This is a genomic window from Porcipelethomonas ammoniilytica (assembly GCF_025567485.1).
Lineage (GTDB): Bacteria > Bacillota > Clostridia > Oscillospirales > Ruminococcaceae > Porcipelethomonas > Porcipelethomonas ammoniilytica.
In genome coordinates this window covers 89,841-113,760 of record NZ_JAOQKH010000006.1, presented here as the reverse complement: position 1 = coordinate 113,760, position 23,920 = coordinate 89,841, and the positions used below count along the sequence as shown (strand labels likewise).

Genomic DNA, 23,920 nt, shown 5'->3' with positions numbered 1-23,920 from the left:
AATATTTTCCGCAGTTTTATTCCTCTTCTGAACTCAGATCAAAACCAAGTGATTGAAGCTTTTCTTTGACCTCATCAAAGGATTTCTTACCAAGGTTTCTAACCTTCATCATTTCTTCTTCAGACTTATTAATCAAGTCGTCAACGGTATTAATTCCAGCACGCTTCAGACAATTGAATGAACGTACTGATAAGTCAAGTTCCTCAATGGTCATCTCAAGGATCTTTTCCTTACCTTTATCTGTCTGTTCGACTAATACTTCTGCTATTACTGATTCTTCTGACAAATCAATAAACAGCTTCAGATGCTCGTTGAGGAGATTGGCTGCCTGTGACAAAGCTTCCTTTGCAGAGATTGTACCATCTGTCCATACCTCTATTGTAAGCTTATCAAAATCAGTTACCTGACCGAGACGAGTGTCTTCGACCTTATAATTAACCTTCAAAACAGGAGTATAAATACTGTCAACTGCAATAACATCTATAGGCATATTTCCCATCTGCTGCTTATTACGTTCAGCAGAAACATAACCTCTTCCGCGGTCAATTGTTATCTCCATATAAAGCTTAGCGTCCTTGCCGAGAGTTGCAATATGCATTCCCGGATCAAGTATATTGACCTCAGAATCTGTTTTGATGTCACCGGCAGTAACTTCACATTCACCTTCGGCTTCAATATAAACGGTTTTAGGGCCTTCGCCGTAAAGCTTTGCTGTAAGACCTTTAATTGCAAGGATAATCTCAGTAACATCCTCTTTTACACCCGGAATTGTTGACAACTCATGATGAACACCGTCTATTTTCACCGAATTGACTGCTACACCGGGCAGCGAGGAGAGCAATACTCGTCTTAGACTGTTACCTAATGTGATACCATAACCACGTTCCAGTGGGGCTAAAACGAATTTACCGTATTTTCCGTCACTTCTGAGTTCAACAGTATCAATTTCCGGCTTTACGATTTTTTCAAGCATAAGAACCCTCCTATTTCGCAATCACTTTTTATCTCTATATAAATCAACAGGCCAATAATATAATTATTATTTTGAGTACAACTCGACGATGAATGTTTCTTCAACCTCATAGTCAAGGTCATCCTTAACAGGCATACGAACAATTTTAGCTGTTGCCGCATCTCTGTTAGCCTCAAGCCAAAGCGGAACTACTCTGCCCTTAGTTGCTTCTGCAACATCCTTGAATTTGTCGCTCTTCTTGCTTTTTTCGCAAAGCTCAATAACATCGCCGACTTTTACTCTGTAAGAAGGAATATCGACCTTCTGACCATTTACCATAAAATGACCGTGAGAAACAAGCTGTCTTGATTCTCTTCTTGTAAGAGCCATACCCATTCTGAATACAACATTATCAAGACGTGATTCAAGAATAGTGATCAGGTTTTCACCGGCCTTGCCTTCCATTTTTTCAGCGATTTCAAAATAGTGATAGAAAGGCTTTTCCAGAACGCCGTAGATGAATTTAAGCTTCTGCTTTTCCTTCAGCTGCATGCCGTATTCTGAAACTTTCTTTCTCTTATTTGCATTAGGATTACGGTTGCTCTCCTTGGAAATGCCCATTACTGCCGGGCTGATTCCCAGGTATCTGCATCTTTTGAGAATAGGTTCTCTATTAATAGCCAACTTTTTTGCACCTCCTGTAAATTAGACACGTCTTCTCTTTGGAGGACGGCATCCATTGTGTGGGATTGGGGTTACGTCTTTGATCATCTTAACTTCAAGACCAACTGTCTGCAATGCTCTGATTGCTGCTTCACGTCCTGAACCAGGTCCCTTAACGTAAACCTCTACGCTCTTAAGGCCATGTTCCATAGCTGCCTTAGCTGCTGTTTCAGCTGCTGTCTGCGCTGCAAACGGTGTAGACTTTCTTGAACCTCTGAAACCAAGTCCGCCTGCACTTGCCCATGAAATAGCATTACCCTGTGTATCTGTAATTGTTACGATCGTATTATTAAAAGTGGACTGGATATGAACAGCGCCGCTTTCAATATTTTTACGCTCTCTGCGTCTTCTGATAGCAACTTTTTTAGCTTTCTGCTGTGCCAATGCTCATGCCCTCCTTACTTCTTCTTGTTAGCAATCGTCTTTACAGGTCCCTTACGGGTTCTTGCGTTTGTCTTAGTTCTCTGTCCTCTAACAGGAAGACCCTTACGGTGACGAACGCCTCTGTAGCAGCCGATTTCCACAAGTCTCTTAATGTTTAATGCGATTTCTCTTCTCAGATCGCCTTCAACATTGCAGTTTTTGTCAATATAATCACGCAGTTTTGCTACGTCTTCTTCTGTAAGATCCTTTACCCTTGTATCCGGATTAACGCCGGTTTCCTTAAGGATCGTTGTAGCAGTCTGACGACCGATGCCGTAAATATAAGTTAAGCCGATTTCAACTCTCTTATCCTTTGGCAGGTCAATACCAGCAATTCTTGCCATTAATTAATAGCACCTCCGTTAATTAAGATGTCAGGCGTATCAGCCCTGACGTTGTTTATGCTTTGGATTTTCGCAAATTACCATTACTTTGCCCTTGCGTTTTATAACCTTGCATTTTTCGCAAATAGGTTTAACTGAAGGTCTGACTTTCATTGAAAATACCTCCTTGATATATTACAGAAGCATTATTTTCACAACGCCTCAGGTTTCTTAGAACTATTATTTAGCTCTCCAAGTGATTCTGCCCTTAGTCAGGTCGTAAGGCGACATTTCAACCGTTACCTTATCGCCGGGAACTATACGAATATAGTTCATTCTCAGCTTACCTGATACATGTGCAAGAATTATGTGGTCGTTGGGCAGCTTTACTCTGAACATTGCGTTCGGCAAAGCTTCTTCAACAACGCCCTCTAATTCAATTACATCTTCCTTAGACAAAATTAATACCTCCCCATATCGGTTACGGTGTGCGCAGCAGCATATCTGCTAAGCACATTTCTAAGCTTCTTATCAGTCATATCATTCAATTCGATAACATTATCGGTGAATCTAAGATGTTTCAGATTCTTTCGTTTGGGTAATGAAAGTTTACGTCTCTTGCCGTCCGCAATAAAAACATAATTTTCTTTCATTTCTGTTATTACAAAATAACTACCCTTGTCTCGTCCGGCAGCTGCTTTAACAACTCTGCCCTTTTCAATTTTCACTGCTATCTCCGTTACGGCTTAGTAAGTATTACCGGTCCGTCGGGAGTAATTGCAATTGCATGCTCAAAATGAGCAGACAATGATCCGTTTGCCGTTACTACAGTCCAGCCATCCCTAAGAACCCTTACATCATCGCCCTTAGCATTAATCATAGGTTCAATACAAAATGTCATTCCTGAAACTAATCTTGGACCGTGTCCGGGCTTTCCGTAATTCGGAACCTCCGGAGATTCATGAAGTTCACGGCCTATTCCGTGACCGCAGTAGTTTCTGACAATACCGTATCCTCTGGAAGCGCAGTATTCTTCAACCGCATGGCATACATCGCCTAGTCTTGCGCCGACCTGAGCAGCTGCAATGCCTTCATAAAGGCTTTGTTCTGTGACCTCAAGAAGAGCCTTGGCTTCGTCGGAAACTTTCCCTACCGGAAACGTTGCACATGTATCGCCGTGGAAACCGTTATAATAAGCGCCTACGTCAACGCTTACTATATCACCCTCAGCAATTCTTCTTTTGTGAACCGGAATACCATGAATTACTTCATTGTTAATTGAAATGCAGGCGCTTGCCGGAAATCCGCCGTAATTCAAAAACGACGGCTTAGCTCCGCAGCCTATAATATAATCATGAATTATTTTATCAAGAGCCTTTGTAGTCATACCAGGCTTGATAGATTCACCAGCAAGCTTCAATGCTCTGCCGGCAATAAGACCGGCTTCACGCATTTTAGCCAAATCCGTAGAAGATTTTATGCTTACCATTTTACGCCCCTACTGCTTTCAAAGTCAGCTTTGATGTTTCAGCAACATCCTCTTGACCGACTACTGTTTCAAGTTTTCCCTGCTTTGCATAAAAATCCTTGAGAGGAGCAGTCTGTTCATGATAAACCTTTAAACGCTCAATTACTGTATCCGGGTGATCGTCCTTACGCTGAACAGTATTTCCGCCGCACTTATCACATTTTCCTTCAGCTTTTGACGGCTTGAATTCTGTATGATATGAAGCGCCGCAGCTTTCGCATACTCTTCTGCCAGACAGTCTCTGCTGAATAGTTTCATCCGGAACATAAATTTCGATTACTTTATCGATGTTAACGCCCATGCTGTCCAGGGCTTCTGCCTGAGGAACTGTTCTCGGGAATCCGTCAAGAATAAAACCGTTTTTACAATCATCCTCAGCAATTCTGTCTTTTAATATTCCGATTACAACGTCATCGGATACCAAAGAACCGCTGTCCATTGCAGCCTTTGCCTTAAGACCGTATTCCGTACCGTTTTTAACAGCTTCACGCAGTATATTTCCTGTAGAAATCTGCGGGATTTTCAATGCGTCAGAAATAACCTCCGCCTGAGTACCCTTACCGGCACCAGGAGCACCTAATAAAATTAAATTCATACCGGACCTCCTTATTCAAGGAATCCCTTATGATGACGCATCATCATCTGTGATTCCAGTGTACGAACTGTTTCCAAAGCAACGCTTACAACGATAAGCACTGTAGTACCGCCCATTGACAGACTTCTAAGATTATTGTCAAACATACCCAGTACGATCGGGAAGATTGCAATAATACCCAGGAAGAAAGCGCCGACCAATGTGATTTTTGAAAGAACTCTTTGAATATAATCAGATGTAGGCTTACCAGGTCTGATACCAGGTATGCCGCCGTTGTTTTGTCTCAGCTGATTTGCAATTTCTATTGGATTATACTGCATTGAAACATAGAAGTAATTAAATGCGATAATCAAAACAAAATAAATTAATGCATACCAGCCTGAAGTAGTACTGAAGAAATTCAGGAATCCGTTATAGAAACGCTGCCAGAAACCATCAGGATCTGCATACGGTCCCTTGAACATTCCAATAGTACTCGGCAATGACATAAATGACATTGCAAAGATGATTGGCATAACGCCGCTCATACAAACTTTAACAGGAATATGTGTGCTTTGTCCGCCGTATTGTTTTCTTCCCACTACACGCTTAGCATACTGAATAGGAATTCTTCTTTCGGATTCGTTCATGAATACAACAAATCCTATCATAACAACATATATTACGGCAATTGCAATTGAAACAAATAAATATTTGGACGGATTATCCTTAGTAAGTGTAATAAGCGTACCTACATCAGTCGGGAATCTCGCAACGATACCGGCAAAAAGTATCATAGAAATACCGTTTCCGATACCCTTATCATTAATTCTGTTACCCATCCATACTACCAGCATTGCTCCGGCAACAAAGCAGCTTGATATTACAACAGCTGCAAATACACCTTCAAATCCTGTTGTATACTTAACAGCGCCCATATTTTTTAACGTGAAATAATATGCTACTGACATAAATATTGACAGACCTAACGCTACAAATGCAGTAATCTGATTCAATTTTTTTCTTCCGGTCTCACCCTCGCTCTGAAGCCGTTCTAAAGGAGGAAGAGCATATGTCAGAAGTTGTATAATGATGGACGCATTAATATACGGTGTGATTGACAGGGAAAAAATTGTCGCTTTCGACAACGCACCGCCCGTCAAAATATTCAAGTATTCAAGAAAGTTACCGTCTGTAGCATTGGTACTCATCCATTCCTGAACCTTTGATAATGTCAAAAACGGAACCGTCAATGCACTTCCGAATCTGAATACTATAATGATGAATAATGTGTACAAAAGCTTTTTACGAATTTCCGCAACTTTCCATGCGTTTCTTATTGTTTCGAACACATTAAATCACCTCTGCTTTCCCGCCAGCCTTTTCAATTTTTTCGATTGCGCTCTGAGAGAATTTAGCAGCCTTAACTGTTATTTTTGCTGTAAGCTCACCGTTTCCGAGAACCTTAACACCGTCGTTTTCCTTCTTGATAAGACCGGAAGCGATCAGCATTTCTGTATCAACAACTGTTCCGTCAACAAATTTACTAAGGTCAGAAACATTTACAATTGAATATTTCTTAGCAAAAATATTGTTGAATCCTCTCTTAGGGATTCTTCTTGTCAGCGGCATCTGTCCGCCTTCAAATCCGATTCTTACGCCGCCGCCGGAACGTGCATTCTGTCCCTTATGACCCTTGCCGGCTGTTTTGCCGTTACCTGAACCGTGACCTCTGCCGATACGCTTACGTTCAGCAACAGAGCCTGGTGCCGGTGATAATTCGTGTAACTTCATTACATTGCACCTCCTTAGCTTATGCTTCTGAAACCTCTACAAGATGAGAAATTTTCTTTATTTTACCGTTTGTCTGCTCATTATCAGGCTGAACTACAACCTGACCGATTTTCTTAAGACCAAGAGAATGAGCAGTAGCAATCTGGTCGCTTTTTCTTCCTATAAGACTTTTAACAAGCTTAATCTGCTTTGCCATTTCAGCCCACTCCTTAACCTAAAATTTCTTTTATAGACTTGCCTCTCTTTGCAGCAACTTCCTTTGCTGTTGAGCATGACATAAGTCCGTTGATAGTAGCTCTTACAACATTGCATGGATTGTTTGATCTAAGAGACTTTGTTCTGATGTCCTTGATACCAGCCATTTCAATAACCGCACGAACCGGACCGCCGGCGATAACACCGGTACCGGGAGCAGCAGGCTTCATAAGAACTCTGCCGGCGCCGAATGCACCGATAATTTCGTGAGGAATTGTTGTGCCGTACATTGGAATCTTAACAAGATTCTTCTTAGCGTCTTCAATACCCTTGCGGATTGCGTCAGGAACTTCGCCTGATTTACCCAGACCAAAGCCTACTGTGCCGTTTCCGTCGCCAACAACAACAAGAGCTGCAAACTTCAGGATACGTCCGCCCTTAACTGTCTTGGAAACTCTGTTTATAGAAACAACCTTTTCGGAAAGCTCCAATGCTTTTGCATCTATATTAGCCAAAAGTATAACCTCCTTCTTAGAACTTCAGTCCGTTTTCACGAGCTCCTTCAGCAAGCTCTTTTACTCTTCCGTGATAAAGGTAGCCGCCTCTGTCAAATACAACTTCAGCTATTCCCTTTTCAACAGCGCGCTTAGCAACCATTGCTCCGACCTTACGTGCGCCTTCAACGTTTCCGCCGTTTCCTTCAAATTCCTTATCCATACTTGAAGCGGAACAGAGTGTTACTCCGTTTACGTCGTCTATAACCTGTGCATATATATGCTTTGCTGAACGGAATACATTCAGGCGAGGACGTTCAGGAGTACCGGAAATCTTAGCGCGAACTCTGGCATGTCTTTTTGCTCTGGCTTTTTTTGTATCAGCCTTTTTAATCATTGCAAATTCACTCCTTTATTACTTCTTGCCCTTACCGGCCTTACCTTCCTTACGGATGATTCTCTCGCCGGCATATCTGATTCCCTTGCCCTTATACGGCTCAGGCGGACGCTTTTCACGAACTTCAGCAGCAAACTGACCTACAGCCTGCTTATCAATTCCGTTAATTACGATTTTGTTAGGCTGCGGAACATCAATTGTAATTCCGTCGATCTCAGGCATAATAACCTGGTGTGAATAACCAAGATTCATTACAAGGTTCTTGCCCTGCTTTGCAGCACGGTATCCAACGCCTTCGATTTCAAGAGTTTTCGCATAGCCGTTTGTAACCCCTTCAACCATGTTGAAGATAAGCGTTCTTGTAAGACCGTGAAGACTCTTGTTTACCTTTAAATCATTAGGACGGGAAACTGTTATAACTCCGTCCCCTTTCTCAATAATCATTGAGTTTGAAAATTCTCTTGTGAGTGTGCCCTTAGGACCCTTAACAGTAACAACGTTATCATTGATAGTAACATCAACTCCGGCAGGGATACTAATCGGCATTTTTCCTATACGTGACATTTCCCTGTCCTCCTTACCAAACGAATGCTAATAACTCGCCGCCTACATTAAGCTCACGAGCTTTCTTATCTGTCATGATTCCCTTTGATGTAGAAACGATCGCAATTCCCAGACCCTTTCTAACCTTAGGCATATCTTCACAACTTGAATAAATACGTAAACCCGGTTTTGAAACCCTGCGAAGACCTGTTATTACAGGTGACTTTGAGTCACTGTATTTCAGAGTGATTCTTATAACACCCTGCTTGCCGTCCTCAATGAGCTGAAAGCTCTTTACATATCCTTCGTCAACAAGAATCTGTGCAATAGCCTTCTTAACATTTGAAGCAGGAACGTCAACCGTGGCGTGCTTTGCAGAATTCGCATTACGAATTCTTGTCAGTAAATCTGCTATAGTATCAGTAATCTGCATGCCAATGACCTCCTTTGTATTTTTACCAGCTTGACTTCTTTACACCAGGAATCTGACCCTTATGAGCCAATTCTCTGAAGCAGATACGGCATATTCCGAACTTTCTTAAATAAGCGTGCGGTCTGCCGCAGATCTTGCATCTGTTGTAAGCTCTGGTGGAATACTTGGGAGTTCTCTGCTGCTTATTAATCATCGCTTTTTTTGCCATTTGAAAAAATCCTCCCTAATTACTTAGCAAACGGAGCGCCCAGTAATGAGAGCAGCTCTTTTGCTTCTTCATCAGTCTTAGCTGTTGTGATGAAATTTATATCCATACCTCTGACTTTGTCAATCTTATCATACTCGATCTCAGGGAAAATAAGCTGTTCCTTGATACCTGTTGAGTAATTTCCTCTGCCGTCAAAAGAATTAGGATTAATTCCTCTGAAGTCTCTTACACGAGGAAATGCTACGTTGAAAAGCTTATCAACGAATTCATACATATTTTCTCTTCTCAGTGTAACCTTAACGCCGATCGGCATTCCTTCACGAAGCTTAAAGTTAGCAACTGATTTCTTAGCTCTGCATATTACAGGCTTCTGACCGGTAATCTGAGTAATGTCATTGACAATAGCGTCGATAACCTTTGAGTTTGAAATAGCCTCGCCGGCGCCTACGTTGACAATAACTTTATCGAGCTTCGGAATTTCCATAACGCTCTTGTAATTGAATTTCTTCATCAAAGCAGGAGCTACGGTATCAACATAATAATCTTTTAATCTTGCCATGTCGTTTCTCCTTCTATTAGAAATTGTGTCCGCACTTCTTGCAGATCCTTACAGGAATGTTCTTCTCCTTGCCTGCTGCGTTTGTCTTAGTTTCAAAACCGTGACCAACTCTTGTAGGCTTTCCGCATTTAGGGCAAACAAGCTGTACCTTTGAAGCGTAAATAGGAGATTCAGCCTTGATGATTCCGCCGGACTGTCCCATTCTTGTAGGCTTCATATGCTTTGTTATCATGTTGATTCCTTCAACGATAACTTTGCCTTCCTTCGGGCTTACTTCCAGAACCTTACCGGTCTTTCTCTTTCCGCCCTCTTCATATTTGTCCTTGTAGTCACCTGTCAGTAAAACGACTGTGTCACCTGTTTTAACATGTAATTTGCTCATTATGACACCTCCATTATAATACTTCCGGAGCAAGGCTTAAAATCTTCATGTATTCCTTATCACGAAGCTCTCTTGCTACAGGTCCAAATATACGTGTACCCTTTGGGTTCTTATCTTCCTTGATTATAACGGCTGCGTTTTCGTCAAAACGAATATATGTGCCGTCTTCTCTTCTAAGGCCCTTTGCTGAACGAACGATAACCGCCTTAACAACATCGCCCTTCTTAACAACGCCGCCGGGTGTTGCTTTCTTAACGGATGCCACTACCACATCACCGATATTAGCATATCTTCTGCGTGTGCCGCCCAGAACTCTGATACACATAAGCTCTTTGGCTCCGGTGTTGTCAGCGACCTTCATATAAGATTGCATTTGTATCACAGCGAGTTCCTCCTTTCAGAAGCGTTCCGCTTAAAACTGCTTCCTCGTCTATATATTAAATTACTTAGCTCTTTCAATGATGTTTGTAACACGCCATCTCTTATCCTTTGACAAAGGACGTGTTTCCATAACTTCAACACGATCGCCTATACGGCATTCGTTATTCTCATCGTGCGCCTTAAGCTTTACTGTACGCTTGATGATCTTCTTATAAAGCGGGTGTTTAACATTGTCAGCGATAGCAACAACGATAGTTTTGTCCATCTTGTCGCTTACAACTTTACCAACCCTTGTTTTTCTAAGGTTTCTCTCAGACATAGCTAAATCCTCCCTTTCTTACTGTCTAACGCCCGACTTGATTTCGTTTTCACGAAGAACAGTCTTGATTCTTGCGATGTCCTTCTTAACAGCCTTTAAGCGTGCTGTATTATCAAGCTGGTTTACAGCAAGCTGAAAGCGGAGCGCAAAAAGCTCTTCCTTTAAACCGGCCAGCTTTTCGTTCATTTCTTCAACCGACATATCTCTGATTTCAGATGCCTTCATTACTGCTCCCCTCCTTGCTCTTCTTTCGCAACAAACTTACACTTGATAGGGAGCTTGTGCATAGCCAGACGCATAGCTTCTCTTGCTGTTTCTTCAGGAACGCCTGCAATTTCAAACATTACTCTGCCTGGTTTTACAACTGCTACCCAATATTCCGGAGCACCTTTACCGGAACCCATTCTTGTGCCGGCAGGTTTCTTTGTAACCGGCTTGTCAGGGAATATCTTGATCCAAACCTGACCGCCACGCTTGATATAACGTGTCATTGCGATACGGGCTGATTCGATCTGATTTGATGTGATCCATGCAGGCTCAAGTGCCTGAAGACCAAAATCGCCGTAGCTTACCTTATTGCCTCTTGTGGCTTTACCTGTCATGCGGCCTCTGTGCACACGACGGTATTTTACTCTCTTTGGAAGTAGCATTACTGGTTACCTCCTTCATTTTTTGCTTCTCTTACTTTATTATCACGTCTCTGATTATTGCGTCTTCTGTTGTCTCTGCCGCCTCTGTTTCTGGAGTCTTCAGTTTTTGAAACTTCACCCTTTAAAACTTCACCCTTGTAGATCCAAACCTTGATGCCAAGACGTCCGTAAGTTGTGTGCGCTTCTGCTGTGCCGTAATCAATGTCAGCTCTGATTGTCTGAAGCGGAATTGTACCTTCATGGTATGTTTCGCTTCTTGCAATTTCAGCACCGCCCAGACGTCCGGAAACCATAACCTTGATACCCTTAGCACCCAAACGCATTGCTCTGCCGATTGCCTGCTTCATTGTACGTCTGAATGAAATTCTGTTTTCCAGATCAAGCGCAATCTTTTCAGCAACAAGCTGTGAATTAATGTCAGGATTCTTAACTTCAACGATGTTAACAGCAACCTGTTTACCCATCATCTTTTCAAGCTTCTGACGGAGCTTTTCGATCTCTGTGCCGCCTCTACCGATTACGATACCGGGCTTTGCACAGTGAATGTGGATTCTTACCTTATCTTCAGCGAATCTTTCGATTTCCACTCTTGGAACACCTGCTGCATACAGGTTCTTCTTAATGTAGTTACGAACGTTGTAATCTTCAACAAGAGTATCGCCGAATGTTGCCTTGTTAGCAAACCAGCGGGAATCCCAATCTTTTATAACGCCGACACGCAGACCGTGCGGATTAACTTTCTGGCCCATTATTAAACCTCCCTGGGATTATTCTTTTTCTTTAAGAACGATTGTAACGTGTGATGTTCTCTTTAAAATTCTGTATGCTCTGCCCTGTGCTCTTGGCATGATTCTCTTCATTATAGGACCCGGGCAAACAAAACACTCAGCAACGTAAAGGTCATCCTTATTCATGTTGTGATTGTTTTCAGCGTTTGCAATAGCGGATTTCAAAAGCTTTTCCAGTATTTCACATGCAGCCTTTGGTGTATAATTGAGAGTAGCAAGTGCAACGTCGACAGGCTTGTTTCTGATAAGATCAAGAACAACCTGAACCTTTCTAGGTGCAATACGAGCGTTTCTCAGATATGCTCTAGCTTCCATTTGAACTCCTCCTTCCGCTATTTCTTGCCGTTATTTGTAGTCTTGGAACCAGCGTGTCCCTTATATGTTCTTGTAGGAGCAAACTCACCCAGCTTGTGACCTACCATATCTTCTGTAACATAAACCGGAACGTGCTTGCGTCCGTCATGAACTGCAAATGTGTGACCGACAAAATCAGGGAAAATTGTTGAAGTTCTGCTCCATGTCTTGAGAACCTTCTTTTCACCTGCTTCATTCATTGCCACAACTCTTTTGTAAAGAGCCTCCTGAACGTAAGGGCCCTTTTTAATGCTTCTGCTCATTAATCAGTTCCTCCTTTCAGCTTACTTGCCGTTTCTGCGTTTTACGATGAACTTATCAGAACGGTTATGCTTCTTACGGGTTTTATAGCCAAGTGCAGGCTTGCCCCAAGGAGTTACAGGTCCCGGACGTCCGATTGGTGATTTACCTTCACCACCGCCGTGAGGGTGATCGCATGGATTCATTACAGAACCTCTTACTGTAGGTCTTATACCCATATGACGTGTTCTTCCGGCTTTACCCAGATTAACATTTTCGTGATCTATATTGCTTACCTGACCGATAGTAGCCTTGCAGTTGATCGGTACGTTTCTAAGCTCGCCTGAGGGAAGTCTTACAAGAGCATACTTGCCTTCCTTAGCCATAAGCTGAGCCATGTTTCCTGCTGAACGAACCATCTGAGCACCCTTACCTGGATAAAGCTCGATAGCGTGGATAAATGTACCAACAGGGATGTTAGCCATTTCAAGTGCGTTACCAGCCTTGATATCAGCTTCAGGACCGGAGCAAACTGTATCTCCTACCTTAAGACCGTTTGGTGCAAGAATATATCTCTTTTCGCCGTCCTCATACTGAACGAGAGCGATAAAAGCTGAACGGTTTGGATCATATTCCAGTGTCATAACAGTAGCGTTCATGTTATCCTTGTCACGCTTGAAATCGATTACACGATACTTTCTTCTTGAGCCGCCGCCTCTGTGGCGAACAGTAATTCTTCCGTAGCTGTTTCTGCCGGACTTCTTCTTAAGAGGTTCAAGCAGACTTTTCTCCGGAGCAACCTTTGACAATTCCGAATAGTCTGTACAGGTCATCTGACGACGTGAAGGAGTTGTCGGTTTATAGGTTTTTATAGCCATTGTTTTCACTCCTTAAATGCGTTGTTTGCGGGAGCATCACTCCCATACCGTGCGATTCTGTATCAGCTATTAATACAGACCGTCAAAGAACTCGATTGATGACTTTGTCTTCTTGTCATCCGGTTCCTGATTTATAGTAACGATAGCCTTTTTCCAGTCAGCCTTCTTGCCTTCAAATCTGCCGACACGTCTTGTACGTCCCTTGCAGTTCATTGTGTTAACTTTAGTTACCTCAACGCTGAAAAGCTGCTCAACTGCCTTTGCTATCTCAACCTTGTTAGCATCCTTAGCAACCTTGAAAGTATACTTTCCTGAAGGAAGCAGGTCGATACTTCTTTCACTAATTACCGGCTTGAGGATGATATCCTGTGGTGCTTTCATTATGCGTACACCTCCTCGATTTTTCCGACAGCATTCTTAACAACGATGAACTTGTCATGGTTGAGAATGTCATATACATTCAATGTATTAACTGCTGCTGTCTTAACTCCCGGGATGTTTGCAGCGCTCTTTACTACCTTCTGATCTGCTTCAGCAGTAACGATAAGAGCCTTACCGTCAACATTAAGAGCCTTAAGCATATTTACAATAGTCTTTGTTTTGAAACCATCCATATTGAGAGCGTCTATAACGATCAGATTTTCATTCTGAACCTTTGAAGATAAAGCTGACTTCATAGCAAGTCTTCTTACCTTCTTGTTAAGTGTATAACTGTAATCTCTTGGCTTAGGACCTAAAGCAACACCGCCGTGTGTCCACTGAGGAGCACGGATTGAACCCTGTCTTGCATGACCTGTTCCCTTCTGTCTCCATGGCTTTCTGCCGCCGCCGCGAACTTCTGTACGTGTCAGTGTGGACTGTGTGCCCTGACGCTGATTTGCAAGATAATTCACAACCATTGCATGCATTACAGCTTCGTTTGGTTCTATACCGAATACAGCATCGGAAATTTCTGTTTCTGAAACCTGATTTCCTGCCATATCATAAACTGAAACCTTTGACATATATGCTTCCTCCTTCCTTAAGCCTTAACACTGTCTACGATGGATACGATTCCGCCCTTAGGACCCGGAATTGCACCCTTGAGTGCGATAAGATTATTTTCAGCGTCGATTTTAACTACTTCCAGATTCTGTACAGTAACCTTTTCGTTACCCATCTGACCAGGCATTCCCTTGCCCTTGAAGATTCTTGAAGGTGATGAGCATGCGCCCATTGAACCTGCGTGTCTGTGTACAGGACCTGAACCGTGAGTTTCCTTGAGTCTTGAATTGTTGTGACGCTTGATAGTACCCTGGAAACCTTTACCCTTGCTTGTACCGCTGACATCTACCATGTCGCCTACAGCAAATGTGTCAGCCTTAAGAATGTCGCCTACGTTAACTGAAGCACAATCTTCAAGTCTGAATTCCTTGAGTTCCTTCTTGCAGGCAACGTCTGCCTTATCGAAGTGACCCTTCATCGGCTTGTTAACTCTTGTAACCTTAACGTCGCCGTAACCCAGCTGAACAGCCTCATAGCCGTCGTTTTCAGCAGTTTTCTTCTGAACAACAACGCATGGACCGGCTTCAATTACTGTTACAGGAATAACTTTTCCTGATTCGTCGAAAATCTGTGTCATACCGATTTTCTTGCCGATTATACCTTTTTTCATGTATATTTCCTCCTGTTAGGTTATTGGTTGGCCTTTAGCCAACATGACCGACGGATTTAACTTCCGTCAATATTCCGCAGCGGATTTTCTGCGGAATCAGGGGCTTTAAAGCTTTAATTACTTAAGCTCCATTACGATGTCCACGCCTGCCGGAACTTCCAGCTTCTGAAGAGCGTCCGTAGTCTTAGCAGTTGGTCTGATTACATCGATGAGTCTCTTGTGAGTTCTCATTTCAAACTGCTCACGGCTGTCCTTATACTTATGAACGGCTCTGAGGATAGTTATAACCTCTTTGTTTGTAGGCAGCGGAATCGGTCCGGAAACTCTGGCACCGCTTCTCTTTGCAGCTTCAACAATCTTTGCAGCCGCTGCGTCTACTGTTGCGTGTTCATAACCCTTGATCTTGATTCTGATCTTTTCGTTGACTGCCACTTTTTTCGCCTCCTTAAGGTATTATTTTTGGGGGCCGGATTTGAAATACTACACGTTCCCGTGTGTTTCCTGTTCTATAACAATAAAAAATCCCGAATTTCTCTGCTCAAGAATTCGGGTTACTGTCATCAGGACACAATTACAGACTTCAAGCTTATATTAAGCTCAAAATGTCACTAACTGTGCTCGGTATTTCAGTCGCCCGGTTTAAAATCGGACATACTCCACGGAAATTACCCGACATACCGCCGGCAACCTTCCGCTTCATCGCATATCTGTTGCAATCACGCTTGATAATTATAGCACAGATACAAGTTTTTAGCAACATTTTGAGCAAAAATATTTTGTAAATTTTTTATTAATTAGTTATATTTTTTATATAAAATCATCAGGATTTAAAAATCCTCCGTCAAACCTCACTTCAAAATGACAGTGGTTTCCGGTAGAATCTCCGGTAGTTCCTACAGCGGCAATCAAATCTCCCTTAGCAACCGTATCTCCCGGATTTACAAAAACCTCGCTTGCATGACCGTAAAGTGTTATATAACCGTTTCCATGGTCTATCATAACAAAGTTTCCGTACCCGCCGTCATTCCAGCCGGCTTCAATAACCGTTCCTCCATCGGCTGCATAAATCTCGGTTCCTGCCGGAGCGGCAATATCCATTCCCTTGTGGTTTCTATCACTCATAAACGGATCGCTTACATACCCGCCGTTTACAGGCCAGATAAAATCCCCTGAGAAAATATTCTCAGTTTCCGGTACGCTTTCAGAATAAAGTTCCCCTTCTGAGGCATTTGTATCTTCACTGTCATAATCCTCCGCAACAGGAAGCTCCACTGTTTCAGATTCTTTCAGTTTTCTTGAAACTTCAGTACCGTCAACATAAGTCACCTCATAGGTGCTGAGCCTTTTGCCCTTTATACCTTCAGATACCAACTCTGAATTTTCATTGTACTCATAGGTATCAAGCTCAATTATTTCCTCTTCCTGTTCCTCGCATATATACTTTACAGGAAGCACCGGAACAGTTTCTTTTATTTTAATGGATTCGCCGTCTTCAATTTTTTCAATTTCCGGATTAAGTTCCTTAACTTCGTCAATACTCATATCAAAGTCTTGAGCAATTTTTTCGGCTGTATCCTCTTCTTCGGCAGTATATTCAGAAACTACTTTCTTTTCACCTGTCAGAAAATCCTTCATATCCGATTCATCAACAAGAGCTTCTGAACGGTAAACACCCTGTTTAAGATCAGGCTCAACTGCATAATCTGCCTTAATAACAGTTTCATCTTCCAGATACTCGTTAAGAATAGTTTCCAACTGAGTTTCAATACTGTCCTTATCAGCCACAGCCCCGATAAATTCATCGTCAATATAAATTCCGCACGCTTCAACCAGTTCAGCTCCGGAATTAACGGTACCTAACGGAGCATCTTCCAAAACCGGAAGATTGATTTCCGCATAACCGTTTATACCGTTTATCAGTCCCTTAGAAGAAAAAACCATTACTGCTTCGGGATCTTTATCATACACAACCGGTTTGCCGTACTGAAGCTCTGCCGCCCAGCAAACCGAACCCGCAAGAAAAATCATTGTGAGAACCGGCGCCGCACAGTTCATAATCAGTGAATATATACGCTTTCTTCTGTCAATGCAAAGATGTTTCTGACTCATTGTAAAAACTCCTTTCATTCCTGCCCCTGAGCTTTCAGGGGACATTGTAACAAATGATTACAATTGTTACAAATCAGTTACATCATGGAGTTTATTATAACAAGTTCACAAAAAAACGCAAGTCGTTTTGTATACATCTTCCAAATAGCGACAATTATTTGTAAGACTGCACAAATTACAGTTCGCTTTTTTGTTGCATATGCCAAGAATAACTCAGCATTTCGACAGTATAATTTTCCAGAACTTTCAACAAAGGAAGTACGTCCTTTCTAGCCTTTTGAAGATTATGCTCTTTATAGTTTCCGCATTCTTCCTCCGAGCAGCCAGGAATTCTGTCGTCAAACTCCGATATAAACTTATAAGCGTCACGAACCAGCTTAATAGCGGCTTCATGACTCATTCCCCTTGTCAGCAGATAAAAACCTGTCCGACAGCCCATAGGTCCGACATAGACTATACCCTTACCAAATTCGGAATTTCTTGCGAAAGTGGCAAAAAGGTGTTCAATGGTATGCATTGACGGCGTTTCAAGATACACTCCGCCGTTAGGTTTTACCATTCTAATGTCGTATGTAACAATATCCCCGTCAACCCGTGAAATATACATACCCACGTCAATTTTTCTGTGATCAACCTGAAAGCTTGCTATTCTCTCCATATTTAACCTTCCTTTTCTATTAATTTTTGAATATCATCTCTAAGCGGAGAAGTTACGGTTATTTCCTTTCCGGTCAGCGGTTCTCTGAAACAAAGGAGTCCGCAATGCAGAGCCTGACAGCATATATCTTCGGTACTGCCTCCATATAGGTCATCTCCTGCAAGGGGGTGGCCTATATAAGCAAAATGTACTCTTATCTGATGAGTCCTGCCGGTTTCAAGTTTAATCTCAATAAGAGAATATTTTGTACCCGATTTTATTGCTTTATAATGAGTAACTGCTCTTTGACCGTCCTGCCTTACTGTTCTTTTTATTATGGAATCTTTTTCTCTTGCAATGGGAACATCAATAATTCCCTCACCGTCAATATAGCCGGTAACAACGGCATAATAAACTTTTTTCACGCTGTTTTGCAGTGCTGCTGCTGCAAAAGCATTTTTGGCTGTAATACAAAGTCCGGAGGTATCCCTGTCAAGACGGTTTACAGGACGAAATGTAATATCAGGATATTTTGCCGCAAAAAAATTTCCCAGAGTATCTCCCTGATGTTTTATTGACGGATGCACCGGCATTCCTATCGGTTTATCAAATACTACCAAATTTTCATTTTCAAACGCTATAGGCACATCAAGCTCAAAATTCGGTTCAAGTATTTTAGTATCCTCAAACTGAAGTATAATAGTGTCTCCCGTATTTACAGTATCTATGGTACGGATAAGACTGCCGTTTCTTGTGATGCCGTTTTCAGTACGTTTAAGGCGGGAAATAAGCCTTTTTGATACTCCTGCGTCTTTTATAAGAAAATCCTCAAGCTTTGCCTGTTTTGAAACTTGAAGTACTATCCTTCCCAATCTATTCCTCCTTAAGACGTTCTTCTGCAAAAACCGATGCCGCCATAACGGCTTTCGGAAGTATAAACGGAATTGTTATAAGCGGCAGCATTGCCGGTATATACGCAATTATCATTTTAAGAAAATCAAGCTTTACACCATACATTTTTTTACGGGACATGTTCATGACCTTAAAAGCTCCGGTATCAGGACGCTTTATAAAAATAAAGGGCGAAAGAATAAATGTCAGCAGACATTTCAGATAAAGTCCCAGAAGAAAAACGCCTGCCATAAACAATTGTAAAACTGCAAACAATATAACTGCCTGATTGCTGAAATCCGGAACAGCATGAAAAAGCTTATATGCAAACAGCCAGCAGAAGCCTGACGGCAAAAGAGATATCATGCTCAGTATCCACATAATTCCGTATAAAAATGCGGCTCTCATGTTCAGCTTAAACCCTGTGTAAAGCTTAAGAATACTTCTGTTGTCGCCGCCTGAAACGGTCTGATAAAACCACCATAATCCTCCGGTAATCAGCGGAGACATTACAATAAAGCATATAATATATCTGATTATTTTTAATAATATTTCAGCAATGCTTCCGCTTCGGAAAAGTCCGGAAACATCTGCATTATTATTGTATAAAATAATACCCGCACCTGCAATATCAAAAACTTTGAAAATAAGGTACGCAACTATGCATACCGAAACCACAAAAAAGCCTTCGCCGTATCTGCCCTTTAAAATTTCTTTTGCCTTATGCCTATAAGATGATGTGTTCATAATTCAGCTCCCTGTCTATATTTAAAAGAATATGTAAAAGCAAAGGCATTTTTATGTATTTTATTCTCTGTAATAAGGAATGCGTCCCAATATTTCAAACGTCTGAGACTGCTGCCACATTTTAGCGGTCATAAGGATTTCAAAACCCTCTCCCGGAGCGCATGTAAGCTCCTTAGGGTCGATTTTAGGCAGTCCGAACGCCGAAAGAATATTCGTTACCAATCCGGAATGAGTAACCAATGCGCAGTGAGTAAGTTCCTCGTCCATCATATCGGTTATAATTTCATGAAGTCCTTTAAAAAGTCTCAGCAGAAGCTCCTCCATACTTTCTCCTCCGGGCGCACGCTTGTCCGGAGTTCCGCCCTTAAGCCATTCTTTATAGTCATCTCTGTCTATAAGCTCCTGAACGCTTTTTCCGTCGAATTCACCGAAATCAAGCTCCGTCATATTTTCAACTATCTGAAGCTCACGGTAAGGATAAATAATTTCGGCAGTTTCAATGCACCTTTTCATAGGACTTGAATAAACCCTCTGCACTTTGGGATATTCATACTCGTCCATTTTATTGACGATCTGACTTATTCCTTTTTTAGAAAGCGAATAATCGGTACGGCTTCCAAGATAAATTGCCTTGTCATTGGCATCTGTAAGACCGTGCCTTATAATACTTAGTCTGTATCCTTTCATTAAAATACTCCTTTAAATACAAAATGTATAAATTTATTTTAACAATTCCAAACCAATTTCATGGTTATTATGCACTAAAATCACACTGTAAATTCGCCATATACATATATTTGACAAAATACAGTATATTTACTCACAAAAATTTCTGTAAATATGCTCTTTACTTTTTTATACGGATTGTTATATAATTTTAATACAGTATTAATCAGATCCTGTCAATCCAAAAAGAAAAGAGGTGTCAGAATGAATACTGAATTTCCGAGAATCATGACTCTCCGAAGAAAAGAGCGCAAGATAAGTCAGAAACAGGCGGCAGCCGATCTGGGTATCTCACAGGCTCTGCTGTCCCATTATGAAAAAGGGATAAGAGAATGCGGTCTGGACTTTCTTGTTAAAGCCGCTGATTATTACAATGTATCCTGCGACTATCTTCTTGGGCGCACTGCATCGCCGGACGAGAAGTTTTCACAGTCAGACAGCGATGAAAATATCTGTGACGACATAAAAATGATCTCCGATTCCGCAAACGTACTGCTGTCCATCTGCGGCTCAGCCGAGGACAAGTCTCTGGAAAAGGACGCTGTTTCTTATATAATACTGAATTTATATAAGCTTTTCCGCATGCTTTATCATTCAAATGAAGAAAATAACTCTCTGTTTTTTAAAATACCGGAAATACCCGCCGAGGATCTCACTGATTCAGTAATAATGAAGATGTGTGCATCCATAAAATTAAAAAGCAAAGAAAATTTAAACAAAAGCATAACGACCGACAGCCTTTCAGAAGAATATTCCCAAACGCCGTCGCTTATGAAACTTATCAAAACAAGCGAAGATAAAATATCCGAACTTTATGGATAAAAACCACAATATTTTTATTATAGCATTTTTTTATTTAAATTTAAAGAGGGTTTTTTATGATTTCTGAAAAAAGCCGTAAAAAGGTTCGTAAAATTTGTATTTTCTTGCCGCTTATAGTTGTATTTTCGATTATTCTGATATTAATATCAATTTTTTTTAAGCATGATTATGCTAATTTTAATTTTTTCGGTATGGATACTTTTATTGTGGTATCGTCTGATAAAAATATAGAAAAAGAAATTAAACAAATATTTACCGATACAGAAAATATATTTAATTTCCATGACAGTATGAGCGAAATTTCAAGGCTTAATTCTTCCAAGACAATAAATTCCTCAGACGAACTGACAGCCGCACTGCGGCATATTCTGGAACTTAACAATAAGTACGGAAACGGCGCTGACGTAACTGCCGGAAGTCTCACAAAGCTTTGGGATATAACCGGTAAAAATCCTGAAATTCCTGCTCAGAGTGAAATTGACAAGGCTCTTGCCGCTACAGGATTTAAAAATATTACAATAAACGGAAATAACATCACCCTAGAAAACAATGCCATACTGGACTTCGGCTGCGTCGCAAAGGGTATCGCCCTTGATAAAGTAAAAGAACTTCTTGACAAAGAAGATTCACATTATTCTCTTATCACTACAGGTTCTTCAATATTAGTTTACGGTAACCAATACGGTGAACAGAATATTGATATAGCATCTCCGGATAAACAAGGTTCTATAGGGTCGGTAACTCTCAGGGGCGGCTGTTTTATTTCCACATCGGGGGGATATGAACGCTATGCGGAAATCGACGGTAAAAAATACTGTCATATTATAGACACCAAAACCGGATATCCTACCGAAACCGATCTTACAACGGTAACAGTATTCTGTGACAGTGGTCTTGAATCGGATTTTCTTTCAACACTGATCTTCACAGGAGGTACAAAGGAAATTGAAAAGCACCTCCATTCAGACAGCTATAAAATAGTTGCGGCAGACAAGGATAAAAATTTGTATGTAAGCGATGGTCTTGATTTTAAATTAAAGGATGGTTCATATAAATACAAACAGTAAAAAAATAATCAGCAAAAAAGATATTTTTATAATACTTGCCATTCTTCTGACAGGTATTATTGTAATTTCCGTCACTTTTATCAATAAGAAAATAAATCCCGGCAAAACAGCGGTAATTTCAGTAGATTCTGAAATTATAGAAAAAATTTACCTTGAAACTCACAAAAACAATACGTTTTCACTTAAAAATGTAAAAGGCGTTGTCTTTGAGGTAAATAACGGAAAAATAAGAATAATAGAATCAGATTGTCCTGATAAAATTTGTGTAAAAACAGATTTTATTGATTCAAAAAGTGAAAAAATCGTATGTCTGCCCAAAAAACTTATAGTAGAAATCGAGGACTGACAAACATGAAAAAATCATATAAAACAGCCCTTTCAGGTATGCTTCTTGCTCTTTCTGCCGGACTGTCGGCAGCTGAAAGTCTTATTCCGCTGCCGTTGGGAGTAAAGCCGGGATTTTCAAACATACCGGTTATGTTTGCTATGTATGAAATAAATACAGGCTGTGCATTGGCAATCTGCATACTTAAATCATTTTTTGTTTTTCTCACACGGGGAACAACAGCTTTTATAATGTCCATTTCAGGCGGACTCGCCGCCTTTTTTACAATGCTTTTGCTAAGTAAAAAAACCAAAGCTTCAATAGTTTTAACAAGCGTTGCAGGAAGTCTGATGCACAACGTCGGTCAGCTTTCAGCCGCATGTTTTATACTGGGCAGCTCTGCTGTCCTTGCATATATGCCGGTACTGATAATTTCAGGATGCATCGCCGGAACTGTAACAGGTCTGTGTCTGGGATTATTAATGCCGGTTCTTACAAAAATCAAACAAAAATGAGGAGGAAATGATGAAAAAACTAAACGGAGTCCGTTTAAAACACCATAAGGGCACAGCGCAATGTCAAACTGCCGCTCTTCCTGTGCCTGACTTAGTAACTATCCCTATGCTTATGAATATGGGCGCTCCATGCACACCCCTTGTAAAGGTCGGAGACGCTGTAAAAGTCGGACAGAAAATCGGAGATACCGACGCATTTATGTCCGTTCCCGTTCATTCAAGCGTATCGGGAACTGTCAAAGCGGTAACCGAAATTAAACTTGCCAACGGAAATACCTGCAAAGCTGTAACCATAGAAACCGACGGTGAACAGACTGTTTCCGAAGAAGTTCAGTCCCCTGTGATCAACAGCAAGGAAGAATTTATAAAGGCAATCCGTGAAAGCGGCATTACAGGCTTGGGCGGCGCAGGCTTCCCTACTCACATCAAGCTTAACCCCAAAGGGGAAATTGATACTCTGATAATAAACGCCGCAGAATGCGAACCATACATAACCTCTGACCATCGTCAGATGCTTGAAGATCCTGACGCTGTTATCGGCGGAATAAAAACTGTCATGAAATTTCTTTCAATACCCAATGCCGTGATCGGTATTGAAAGCAATAAGCCTGACGCTATTTCCCTTCTTTCTGAAAAAACAGCTTCAGACTCATCAATTACAGTAAAAACTCTTCCCGCTTCATATCCTCAGGGCGCAGAAAAGGTTCTTATTTACAATACTGTCGGCAGAATCGTTAAGGAAGGTCAGCTGCCCTCAGACCAAAAAGTTATTGTTCTCAACGTTTCCACAGCCGCACAGATTTATAACTACTGTCAGACAGGCATGCCTCTTGTTGAAAGACGTTTAACCGTCGATGGCGATATAGTAAAAAATCCAAGTAATCTAACAGTCAAAATCGGAACTCCCGTGTCAAAGATTCTGGAATATGCACAGTGCGATACCGAAAAAATGAACAAGCTTATCCTGGGCGGTCCTATGATGGGAATGAGCGCATTTGACCTTGATACTCCTGTGGGTAAGGGTAACAATGCAGTGTTAGCATTTGAAAAATATTCAGAGCCTGTAGTTACAAACTGCATCAGATGCGGACGCTGTATAAAGGCTTGTCCTTTTGATCTTATGCCTACCGAAATGGAAAAGGCATATAAACGCAGAGACGTTGAAGCACTGAAAAAGCTGAAAGTAAATTTATGCATGAACTGCGGCTGCTGTACTTATGCCTGTCCGGCAGGAAGAAAGCTTGCAGAAACAAATCAGCTTGCCAAAGCTCTGATACCAAGGAAATAAG

41 protein-coding genes are annotated in these 23,920 nt (G+C 41.4%); 5 read left to right on the top strand and 36 right to left on the bottom strand.

Going from position 1 to position 23,920, the window contains the following annotated elements; all coding sequences use genetic code 11:
* Window positions 1-16: 16 nt before the first annotated feature.
* The 36 genes from OCV67_RS06695 to OCV67_RS06520 form a co-directional block, all read right to left on the bottom strand.
* The gene (locus OCV67_RS06695) at window positions 17-973 is read right to left on the bottom strand and encodes a DNA-directed RNA polymerase subunit alpha (RefSeq protein WP_147643214.1); all 957 of its coding nucleotides are present in this window, start codon (window positions 971-973) and stop codon (window positions 17-19) included.
* Window positions 974-1,039: 66 nt separating this feature from the next.
* The gene (gene rpsD, locus OCV67_RS06690; RefSeq protein ID WP_147643213.1) at window positions 1,040-1,636 is read right to left on the bottom strand and encodes a 30S ribosomal protein S4; all 597 of its coding nucleotides are present in this window, start codon (window positions 1,634-1,636) and stop codon (window positions 1,040-1,042) included.
* A 21-nt stretch (window positions 1,637-1,657) separates the two neighbouring features.
* The gene (gene rpsK, locus OCV67_RS06685) at window positions 1,658-2,059 is read right to left on the bottom strand and encodes a 30S ribosomal protein S11 (RefSeq protein WP_147643212.1); all 402 of its coding nucleotides are present in this window, start codon (window positions 2,057-2,059) and stop codon (window positions 1,658-1,660) included.
* A 14-nt stretch (window positions 2,060-2,073) separates the two neighbouring features.
* On the bottom strand, window positions 2,074-2,442 hold the full coding sequence (gene rpsM, locus OCV67_RS06680; RefSeq protein ID WP_147643211.1) for a 30S ribosomal protein S13: 369 nt from the start codon (window positions 2,440-2,442) through the stop codon (window positions 2,074-2,076).
* Between the two features lie 39 nt (window positions 2,443-2,481).
* Window positions 2,482-2,595, bottom strand: a complete 114-nt coding sequence (gene rpmJ / locus OCV67_RS06675) for a 50S ribosomal protein L36 (protein WP_000868342.1) — start codon at window positions 2,593-2,595, stop codon at window positions 2,482-2,484.
* A 66-nt stretch (window positions 2,596-2,661) separates the two neighbouring features.
* Entirely contained in the window at window positions 2,662-2,880 is a 219-nt protein-coding gene (gene infA, locus OCV67_RS06670; protein ID WP_147643210.1) for a translation initiation factor IF-1, read from the bottom strand.
* A gap of 2 nt (window positions 2,881-2,882) precedes the next feature.
* Window positions 2,883-3,149 carry a KOW domain-containing RNA-binding protein gene (locus tag OCV67_RS06665; protein WP_147643209.1) on the bottom strand — a complete coding sequence of 89 codons (267 nt, stop codon included), beginning with the start codon at window positions 3,147-3,149 and terminating at the stop codon, window positions 2,883-2,885.
* An 11-nt stretch (window positions 3,150-3,160) separates the two neighbouring features.
* Window positions 3,161-3,910 (bottom strand): type I methionyl aminopeptidase, encoded by a 750-nt coding sequence (map, locus tag OCV67_RS06660; protein ID WP_147643208.1) that lies wholly within the window; start codon window positions 3,908-3,910, stop codon window positions 3,161-3,163.
* 1 nt (window position 3,911) lies between these two features.
* Entirely contained in the window at window positions 3,912-4,544 is a 633-nt protein-coding gene (locus OCV67_RS06655; protein ID WP_147643207.1) for an adenylate kinase, read from the bottom strand.
* Between the two features lie 11 nt (window positions 4,545-4,555).
* Window positions 4,556-5,875 (bottom strand): preprotein translocase subunit SecY, encoded by a 1,320-nt coding sequence (gene secY, locus OCV67_RS06650; protein ID WP_147643206.1) that lies wholly within the window; start codon window positions 5,873-5,875, stop codon window positions 4,556-4,558.
* Between the two features lies 1 nt (window position 5,876).
* A complete protein-coding gene (rplO, locus tag OCV67_RS06645; RefSeq protein ID WP_147643205.1) occupies window positions 5,877-6,317 on the bottom strand; it encodes a 50S ribosomal protein L15 in 441 nt (146 codons plus the stop codon).
* Between the two features lie 19 nt (window positions 6,318-6,336).
* Window positions 6,337-6,513 carry a 50S ribosomal protein L30 gene (gene rpmD, locus OCV67_RS06640; protein WP_147643204.1) on the bottom strand — a complete coding sequence of 59 codons (177 nt, stop codon included), beginning with the start codon at window positions 6,511-6,513 and terminating at the stop codon, window positions 6,337-6,339.
* Window positions 6,514-6,526: 13 nt separating this feature from the next.
* A complete protein-coding gene (rpsE, locus tag OCV67_RS06635) occupies window positions 6,527-7,027 on the bottom strand; it encodes a 30S ribosomal protein S5 (protein WP_147643203.1) in 501 nt (166 codons plus the stop codon).
* A 16-nt stretch (window positions 7,028-7,043) separates the two neighbouring features.
* Window positions 7,044-7,403 carry a 50S ribosomal protein L18 gene (gene rplR, locus OCV67_RS06630; protein WP_147643202.1) on the bottom strand — a complete coding sequence of 120 codons (360 nt, stop codon included), beginning with the start codon at window positions 7,401-7,403 and terminating at the stop codon, window positions 7,044-7,046.
* An 18-nt stretch (window positions 7,404-7,421) separates the two neighbouring features.
* Window positions 7,422-7,967, bottom strand: coding sequence for a 50S ribosomal protein L6 (rplF, locus tag OCV67_RS06625; RefSeq protein ID WP_147643201.1), 546 nt, complete (start codon window positions 7,965-7,967; stop codon window positions 7,422-7,424).
* 13 nt (window positions 7,968-7,980) lie between these two features.
* Window positions 7,981-8,379, bottom strand: coding sequence for a 30S ribosomal protein S8 (gene rpsH / locus OCV67_RS06620; protein ID WP_147643200.1), 399 nt, complete (start codon window positions 8,377-8,379; stop codon window positions 7,981-7,983).
* A 22-nt stretch (window positions 8,380-8,401) separates the two neighbouring features.
* A complete protein-coding gene (locus tag OCV67_RS06615; RefSeq protein ID WP_147643199.1) occupies window positions 8,402-8,587 on the bottom strand; it encodes a type Z 30S ribosomal protein S14 in 186 nt (61 codons plus the stop codon).
* 19 nt (window positions 8,588-8,606) lie between these two features.
* Entirely contained in the window at window positions 8,607-9,146 is a 540-nt protein-coding gene (gene rplE / locus OCV67_RS06610; protein ID WP_147643198.1) for a 50S ribosomal protein L5, read from the bottom strand.
* A 16-nt stretch (window positions 9,147-9,162) separates the two neighbouring features.
* On the bottom strand, window positions 9,163-9,528 hold the full coding sequence (gene rplX, locus OCV67_RS06605; RefSeq protein ID WP_147643197.1) for a 50S ribosomal protein L24: 366 nt from the start codon (window positions 9,526-9,528) through the stop codon (window positions 9,163-9,165).
* 13 nt (window positions 9,529-9,541) lie between these two features.
* Window positions 9,542-9,910 carry a 50S ribosomal protein L14 gene (gene rplN, locus OCV67_RS06600; protein ID WP_147643196.1) on the bottom strand — a complete coding sequence of 123 codons (369 nt, stop codon included), beginning with the start codon at window positions 9,908-9,910 and terminating at the stop codon, window positions 9,542-9,544.
* A gap of 60 nt (window positions 9,911-9,970) precedes the next feature.
* Window positions 9,971-10,228: a 30S ribosomal protein S17 gene (gene rpsQ / locus OCV67_RS06595; RefSeq protein ID WP_147643195.1), complete on the bottom strand. Its 258-nt coding sequence runs from the start codon at window positions 10,226-10,228 to the stop codon at window positions 9,971-9,973.
* 18 nt (window positions 10,229-10,246) lie between these two features.
* The gene (gene rpmC, locus OCV67_RS06590) at window positions 10,247-10,453 is read right to left on the bottom strand and encodes a 50S ribosomal protein L29 (RefSeq protein WP_147643194.1); all 207 of its coding nucleotides are present in this window, start codon (window positions 10,451-10,453) and stop codon (window positions 10,247-10,249) included.
* Window positions 10,453-10,878 (bottom strand): 50S ribosomal protein L16, encoded by a 426-nt coding sequence (gene rplP / locus OCV67_RS06585; protein WP_147643193.1) that lies wholly within the window; start codon window positions 10,876-10,878, stop codon window positions 10,453-10,455. The genes rpmC and rplP overlap by 1 nt, the downstream gene beginning before the upstream one ends.
* Entirely contained in the window at window positions 10,878-11,627 is a 750-nt protein-coding gene (gene rpsC, locus OCV67_RS06580; protein WP_147643192.1) for a 30S ribosomal protein S3, read from the bottom strand. The genes rplP and rpsC overlap by 1 nt, the downstream gene beginning before the upstream one ends.
* Window positions 11,628-11,645: 18 nt before the next feature.
* Window positions 11,646-11,981, bottom strand: a complete 336-nt coding sequence (gene rplV, locus OCV67_RS06575; RefSeq protein ID WP_147643191.1) for a 50S ribosomal protein L22 — start codon at window positions 11,979-11,981, stop codon at window positions 11,646-11,648.
* Window positions 11,982-11,998: 17 nt separating this feature from the next.
* Complete coding sequence (gene rpsS, locus OCV67_RS06570) at window positions 11,999-12,283, bottom strand: 30S ribosomal protein S19 (RefSeq protein WP_147643190.1); 285 nt, start codon at window positions 12,281-12,283, stop codon at window positions 11,999-12,001.
* Between the two features lie 21 nt (window positions 12,284-12,304).
* Window positions 12,305-13,138: a 50S ribosomal protein L2 gene (rplB, locus tag OCV67_RS06565; RefSeq protein ID WP_147643189.1), complete on the bottom strand. Its 834-nt coding sequence runs from the start codon at window positions 13,136-13,138 to the stop codon at window positions 12,305-12,307.
* Between the two features lie 69 nt (window positions 13,139-13,207).
* On the bottom strand, window positions 13,208-13,519 hold the full coding sequence (rplW, locus tag OCV67_RS06560) for a 50S ribosomal protein L23 (protein WP_147643188.1): 312 nt from the start codon (window positions 13,517-13,519) through the stop codon (window positions 13,208-13,210).
* Window positions 13,519-14,142: a 50S ribosomal protein L4 gene (gene rplD / locus OCV67_RS06555; protein WP_147643187.1), complete on the bottom strand. Its 624-nt coding sequence runs from the start codon at window positions 14,140-14,142 to the stop codon at window positions 13,519-13,521. Before rplD ends, rplW begins: the two co-directional genes overlap by 1 nt.
* A 17-nt stretch (window positions 14,143-14,159) precedes the next feature.
* On the bottom strand, window positions 14,160-14,792 hold the full coding sequence (gene rplC, locus OCV67_RS06550) for a 50S ribosomal protein L3 (protein ID WP_147643186.1): 633 nt from the start codon (window positions 14,790-14,792) through the stop codon (window positions 14,160-14,162).
* Between the two features lie 117 nt (window positions 14,793-14,909).
* Entirely contained in the window at window positions 14,910-15,224 is a 315-nt protein-coding gene (gene rpsJ, locus OCV67_RS06545) for a 30S ribosomal protein S10 (RefSeq protein WP_147643185.1), read from the bottom strand.
* Window positions 15,225-15,599: 375 nt separating this feature from the next.
* Entirely contained in the window at window positions 15,600-16,901 is a 1,302-nt protein-coding gene (locus tag OCV67_RS06540; protein ID WP_178085032.1) for a M23 family metallopeptidase, read from the bottom strand.
* Window positions 16,902-17,076: 175 nt separating this feature from the next.
* Window positions 17,077-17,559 carry an S-ribosylhomocysteine lyase gene (locus OCV67_RS06535; protein WP_147643183.1) on the bottom strand — a complete coding sequence of 161 codons (483 nt, stop codon included), beginning with the start codon at window positions 17,557-17,559 and terminating at the stop codon, window positions 17,077-17,079.
* A gap of 2 nt (window positions 17,560-17,561) precedes the next feature.
* Window positions 17,562-18,410 carry an RluA family pseudouridine synthase gene (locus OCV67_RS06530; protein ID WP_178085031.1) on the bottom strand — a complete coding sequence of 283 codons (849 nt, stop codon included), beginning with the start codon at window positions 18,408-18,410 and terminating at the stop codon, window positions 17,562-17,564.
* A gap of 1 nt (window position 18,411) precedes the next feature.
* Entirely contained in the window at window positions 18,412-19,176 is a 765-nt protein-coding gene (locus OCV67_RS06525) for a hypothetical protein (protein WP_147643181.1), read from the bottom strand.
* Window positions 19,177-19,236: 60 nt separating this feature from the next.
* Window positions 19,237-19,863: a histidine phosphatase family protein gene (locus OCV67_RS06520; protein WP_147643180.1), complete on the bottom strand. Its 627-nt coding sequence runs from the start codon at window positions 19,861-19,863 to the stop codon at window positions 19,237-19,239.
* A 243-nt stretch (window positions 19,864-20,106) separates the two neighbouring features.
* On the opposite strand from OCV67_RS06520, the gene OCV67_RS06515 reads away from it, so the two are divergent.
* Genes OCV67_RS06515 through rsxC form a run of 5 tightly spaced genes read left to right on the top strand, consistent with a single transcriptional unit; the run spans window position 20,107 to window position 23,919 of the window.
* The gene (locus OCV67_RS06515; protein ID WP_147643179.1) at window positions 20,107-20,724 is read left to right on the top strand and encodes a helix-turn-helix domain-containing protein; all 618 of its coding nucleotides are present in this window, start codon (window positions 20,107-20,109) and stop codon (window positions 20,722-20,724) included.
* Window positions 20,725-20,780: 56 nt separating this feature from the next.
* Window positions 20,781-21,791: an FAD:protein FMN transferase gene (locus OCV67_RS06510; protein ID WP_147643178.1), complete on the top strand. Its 1,011-nt coding sequence runs from the start codon at window positions 20,781-20,783 to the stop codon at window positions 21,789-21,791.
* A complete protein-coding gene (locus tag OCV67_RS06505) occupies window positions 21,766-22,137 on the top strand; it encodes a NusG domain II-containing protein (RefSeq protein WP_147643177.1) in 372 nt (123 codons plus the stop codon). The genes OCV67_RS06510 and OCV67_RS06505 overlap by 26 nt, the downstream gene beginning before the upstream one ends.
* A gap of 5 nt (window positions 22,138-22,142) precedes the next feature.
* Entirely contained in the window at window positions 22,143-22,631 is a 489-nt protein-coding gene (locus tag OCV67_RS06500; RefSeq protein ID WP_178085030.1) for a Gx transporter family protein, read from the top strand.
* Between the two features lie 10 nt (window positions 22,632-22,641).
* The gene (gene rsxC, locus OCV67_RS06495; RefSeq protein WP_147643175.1) at window positions 22,642-23,919 is read left to right on the top strand and encodes an electron transport complex subunit RsxC; all 1,278 of its coding nucleotides are present in this window, start codon (window positions 22,642-22,644) and stop codon (window positions 23,917-23,919) included.
* Window position 23,920 lies beyond the last annotated feature (1 nt).

What these genes read in the sequence shown, in the direction of transcription:
- OCV67_RS06695 (WP_147643214.1), bottom strand. Translation starts at nt 973, where the DNA reads ATGCTTGAAAAAATCGTAAAGCCGGAAATTGATACTGTTGAACTCAGA.
- rpsM (WP_147643211.1), bottom strand. Translation starts at nt 2,442, where the DNA reads ATGGCAAGAATTGCTGGTATTGACCTGCCAAAGGATAAGAGAGTTGAA.
- rpmJ (WP_000868342.1), bottom strand. Translation starts at nt 2,595, where the DNA reads ATGAAAGTCAGACCTTCAGTTAAACCTATTTGCGAAAAATGCAAGGTT.
- map (WP_147643208.1), bottom strand. Translation starts at nt 3,910, where the DNA reads ATGGTAAGCATAAAATCTTCTACGGATTTGGCTAAAATGCGTGAAGCC.
- OCV67_RS06655 (WP_147643207.1), bottom strand. Translation starts at nt 4,544, where the DNA reads ATGAATTTAATTTTATTAGGTGCTCCTGGTGCCGGTAAGGGTACTCAG.
- rplO (WP_147643205.1), bottom strand. Translation starts at nt 6,317, where the DNA reads ATGAAGTTACACGAATTATCACCGGCACCAGGCTCTGTTGCTGAACGT.
- rpmD (WP_147643204.1), bottom strand. Translation starts at nt 6,513, where the DNA reads ATGGCAAAGCAGATTAAGCTTGTTAAAAGTCTTATAGGAAGAAAAAGC.
- rplR (WP_147643202.1), bottom strand. Translation starts at nt 7,403, where the DNA reads ATGATTAAAAAGGCTGATACAAAAAAAGCCAGAGCAAAAAGACATGCC.
- rplF (WP_147643201.1), bottom strand. Translation starts at nt 7,967, where the DNA reads ATGTCACGTATAGGAAAAATGCCGATTAGTATCCCTGCCGGAGTTGAT.
- rpsH (WP_147643200.1), bottom strand. Translation starts at nt 8,379, where the DNA reads ATGCAGATTACTGATACTATAGCAGATTTACTGACAAGAATTCGTAAT.
- OCV67_RS06615 (WP_147643199.1), bottom strand. Translation starts at nt 8,587, where the DNA reads ATGGCAAAAAAAGCGATGATTAATAAGCAGCAGAGAACTCCCAAGTAT.
- rplE (WP_147643198.1), bottom strand. Translation starts at nt 9,146, where the DNA reads ATGGCAAGATTAAAAGATTATTATGTTGATACCGTAGCTCCTGCTTTG.
- rplX (WP_147643197.1), bottom strand. Translation starts at nt 9,528, where the DNA reads ATGAGCAAATTACATGTTAAAACAGGTGACACAGTCGTTTTACTGACA.
- rpsQ (WP_147643195.1), bottom strand. Translation starts at nt 10,228, where the DNA reads ATGTCTGAGAGAAACCTTAGAAAAACAAGGGTTGGTAAAGTTGTAAGC.
- rpmC (WP_147643194.1), bottom strand. Translation starts at nt 10,453, where the DNA reads ATGAAGGCATCTGAAATCAGAGATATGTCGGTTGAAGAAATGAACGAA.
- rplP (WP_147643193.1), bottom strand. Translation starts at nt 10,878, where the DNA reads ATGCTACTTCCAAAGAGAGTAAAATACCGTCGTGTGCACAGAGGCCGC.
- rpsC (WP_147643192.1), bottom strand. Translation starts at nt 11,627, where the DNA reads ATGGGCCAGAAAGTTAATCCGCACGGTCTGCGTGTCGGCGTTATAAAA.
- rplV (WP_147643191.1), bottom strand. Translation starts at nt 11,981, where the DNA reads ATGGAAGCTAGAGCATATCTGAGAAACGCTCGTATTGCACCTAGAAAG.
- rpsS (WP_147643190.1), bottom strand. Translation starts at nt 12,283, where the DNA reads ATGAGCAGAAGCATTAAAAAGGGCCCTTACGTTCAGGAGGCTCTTTAC.
- rplB (WP_147643189.1), bottom strand. Translation starts at nt 13,138, where the DNA reads ATGGCTATAAAAACCTATAAACCGACAACTCCTTCACGTCGTCAGATG.
- rplW (WP_147643188.1), bottom strand. Translation starts at nt 13,519, where the DNA reads ATGAAAGCACCACAGGATATCATCCTCAAGCCGGTAATTAGTGAAAGA.
- rplD (WP_147643187.1), bottom strand. Translation starts at nt 14,142, where the DNA reads ATGTCAAAGGTTTCAGTTTATGATATGGCAGGAAATCAGGTTTCAGAA.
- rplC (WP_147643186.1), bottom strand. Translation starts at nt 14,792, where the DNA reads ATGAAAAAAGGTATAATCGGCAAGAAAATCGGTATGACACAGATTTTC.
- OCV67_RS06540 (WP_178085032.1), bottom strand. Translation starts at nt 16,901, where the DNA reads ATGAGTCAGAAACATCTTTGCATTGACAGAAGAAAGCGTATATATTCA.
- OCV67_RS06535 (WP_147643183.1), bottom strand. Translation starts at nt 17,559, where the DNA reads ATGGAGAGAATAGCAAGCTTTCAGGTTGATCACAGAAAAATTGACGTG.
- OCV67_RS06525 (WP_147643181.1), bottom strand. Translation starts at nt 19,176, where the DNA reads ATGAACACATCATCTTATAGGCATAAGGCAAAAGAAATTTTAAAGGGC.
- OCV67_RS06520 (WP_147643180.1), bottom strand. Translation starts at nt 19,863, where the DNA reads ATGAAAGGATACAGACTAAGTATTATAAGGCACGGTCTTACAGATGCC.
- OCV67_RS06515 (WP_147643179.1), top strand. Translation starts at nt 20,107, where the DNA reads ATGAATACTGAATTTCCGAGAATCATGACTCTCCGAAGAAAAGAGCGC.
- OCV67_RS06510 (WP_147643178.1), top strand. Translation starts at nt 20,781, where the DNA reads ATGATTTCTGAAAAAAGCCGTAAAAAGGTTCGTAAAATTTGTATTTTC.
- OCV67_RS06505 (WP_147643177.1), top strand. Translation starts at nt 21,766, where the DNA reads ATGGTTCATATAAATACAAACAGTAAAAAAATAATCAGCAAAAAAGAT.
- OCV67_RS06500 (WP_178085030.1), top strand. Translation starts at nt 22,143, where the DNA reads ATGAAAAAATCATATAAAACAGCCCTTTCAGGTATGCTTCTTGCTCTT.
- rsxC (WP_147643175.1), top strand. Translation starts at nt 22,642, where the DNA reads ATGAAAAAACTAAACGGAGTCCGTTTAAAACACCATAAGGGCACAGCG.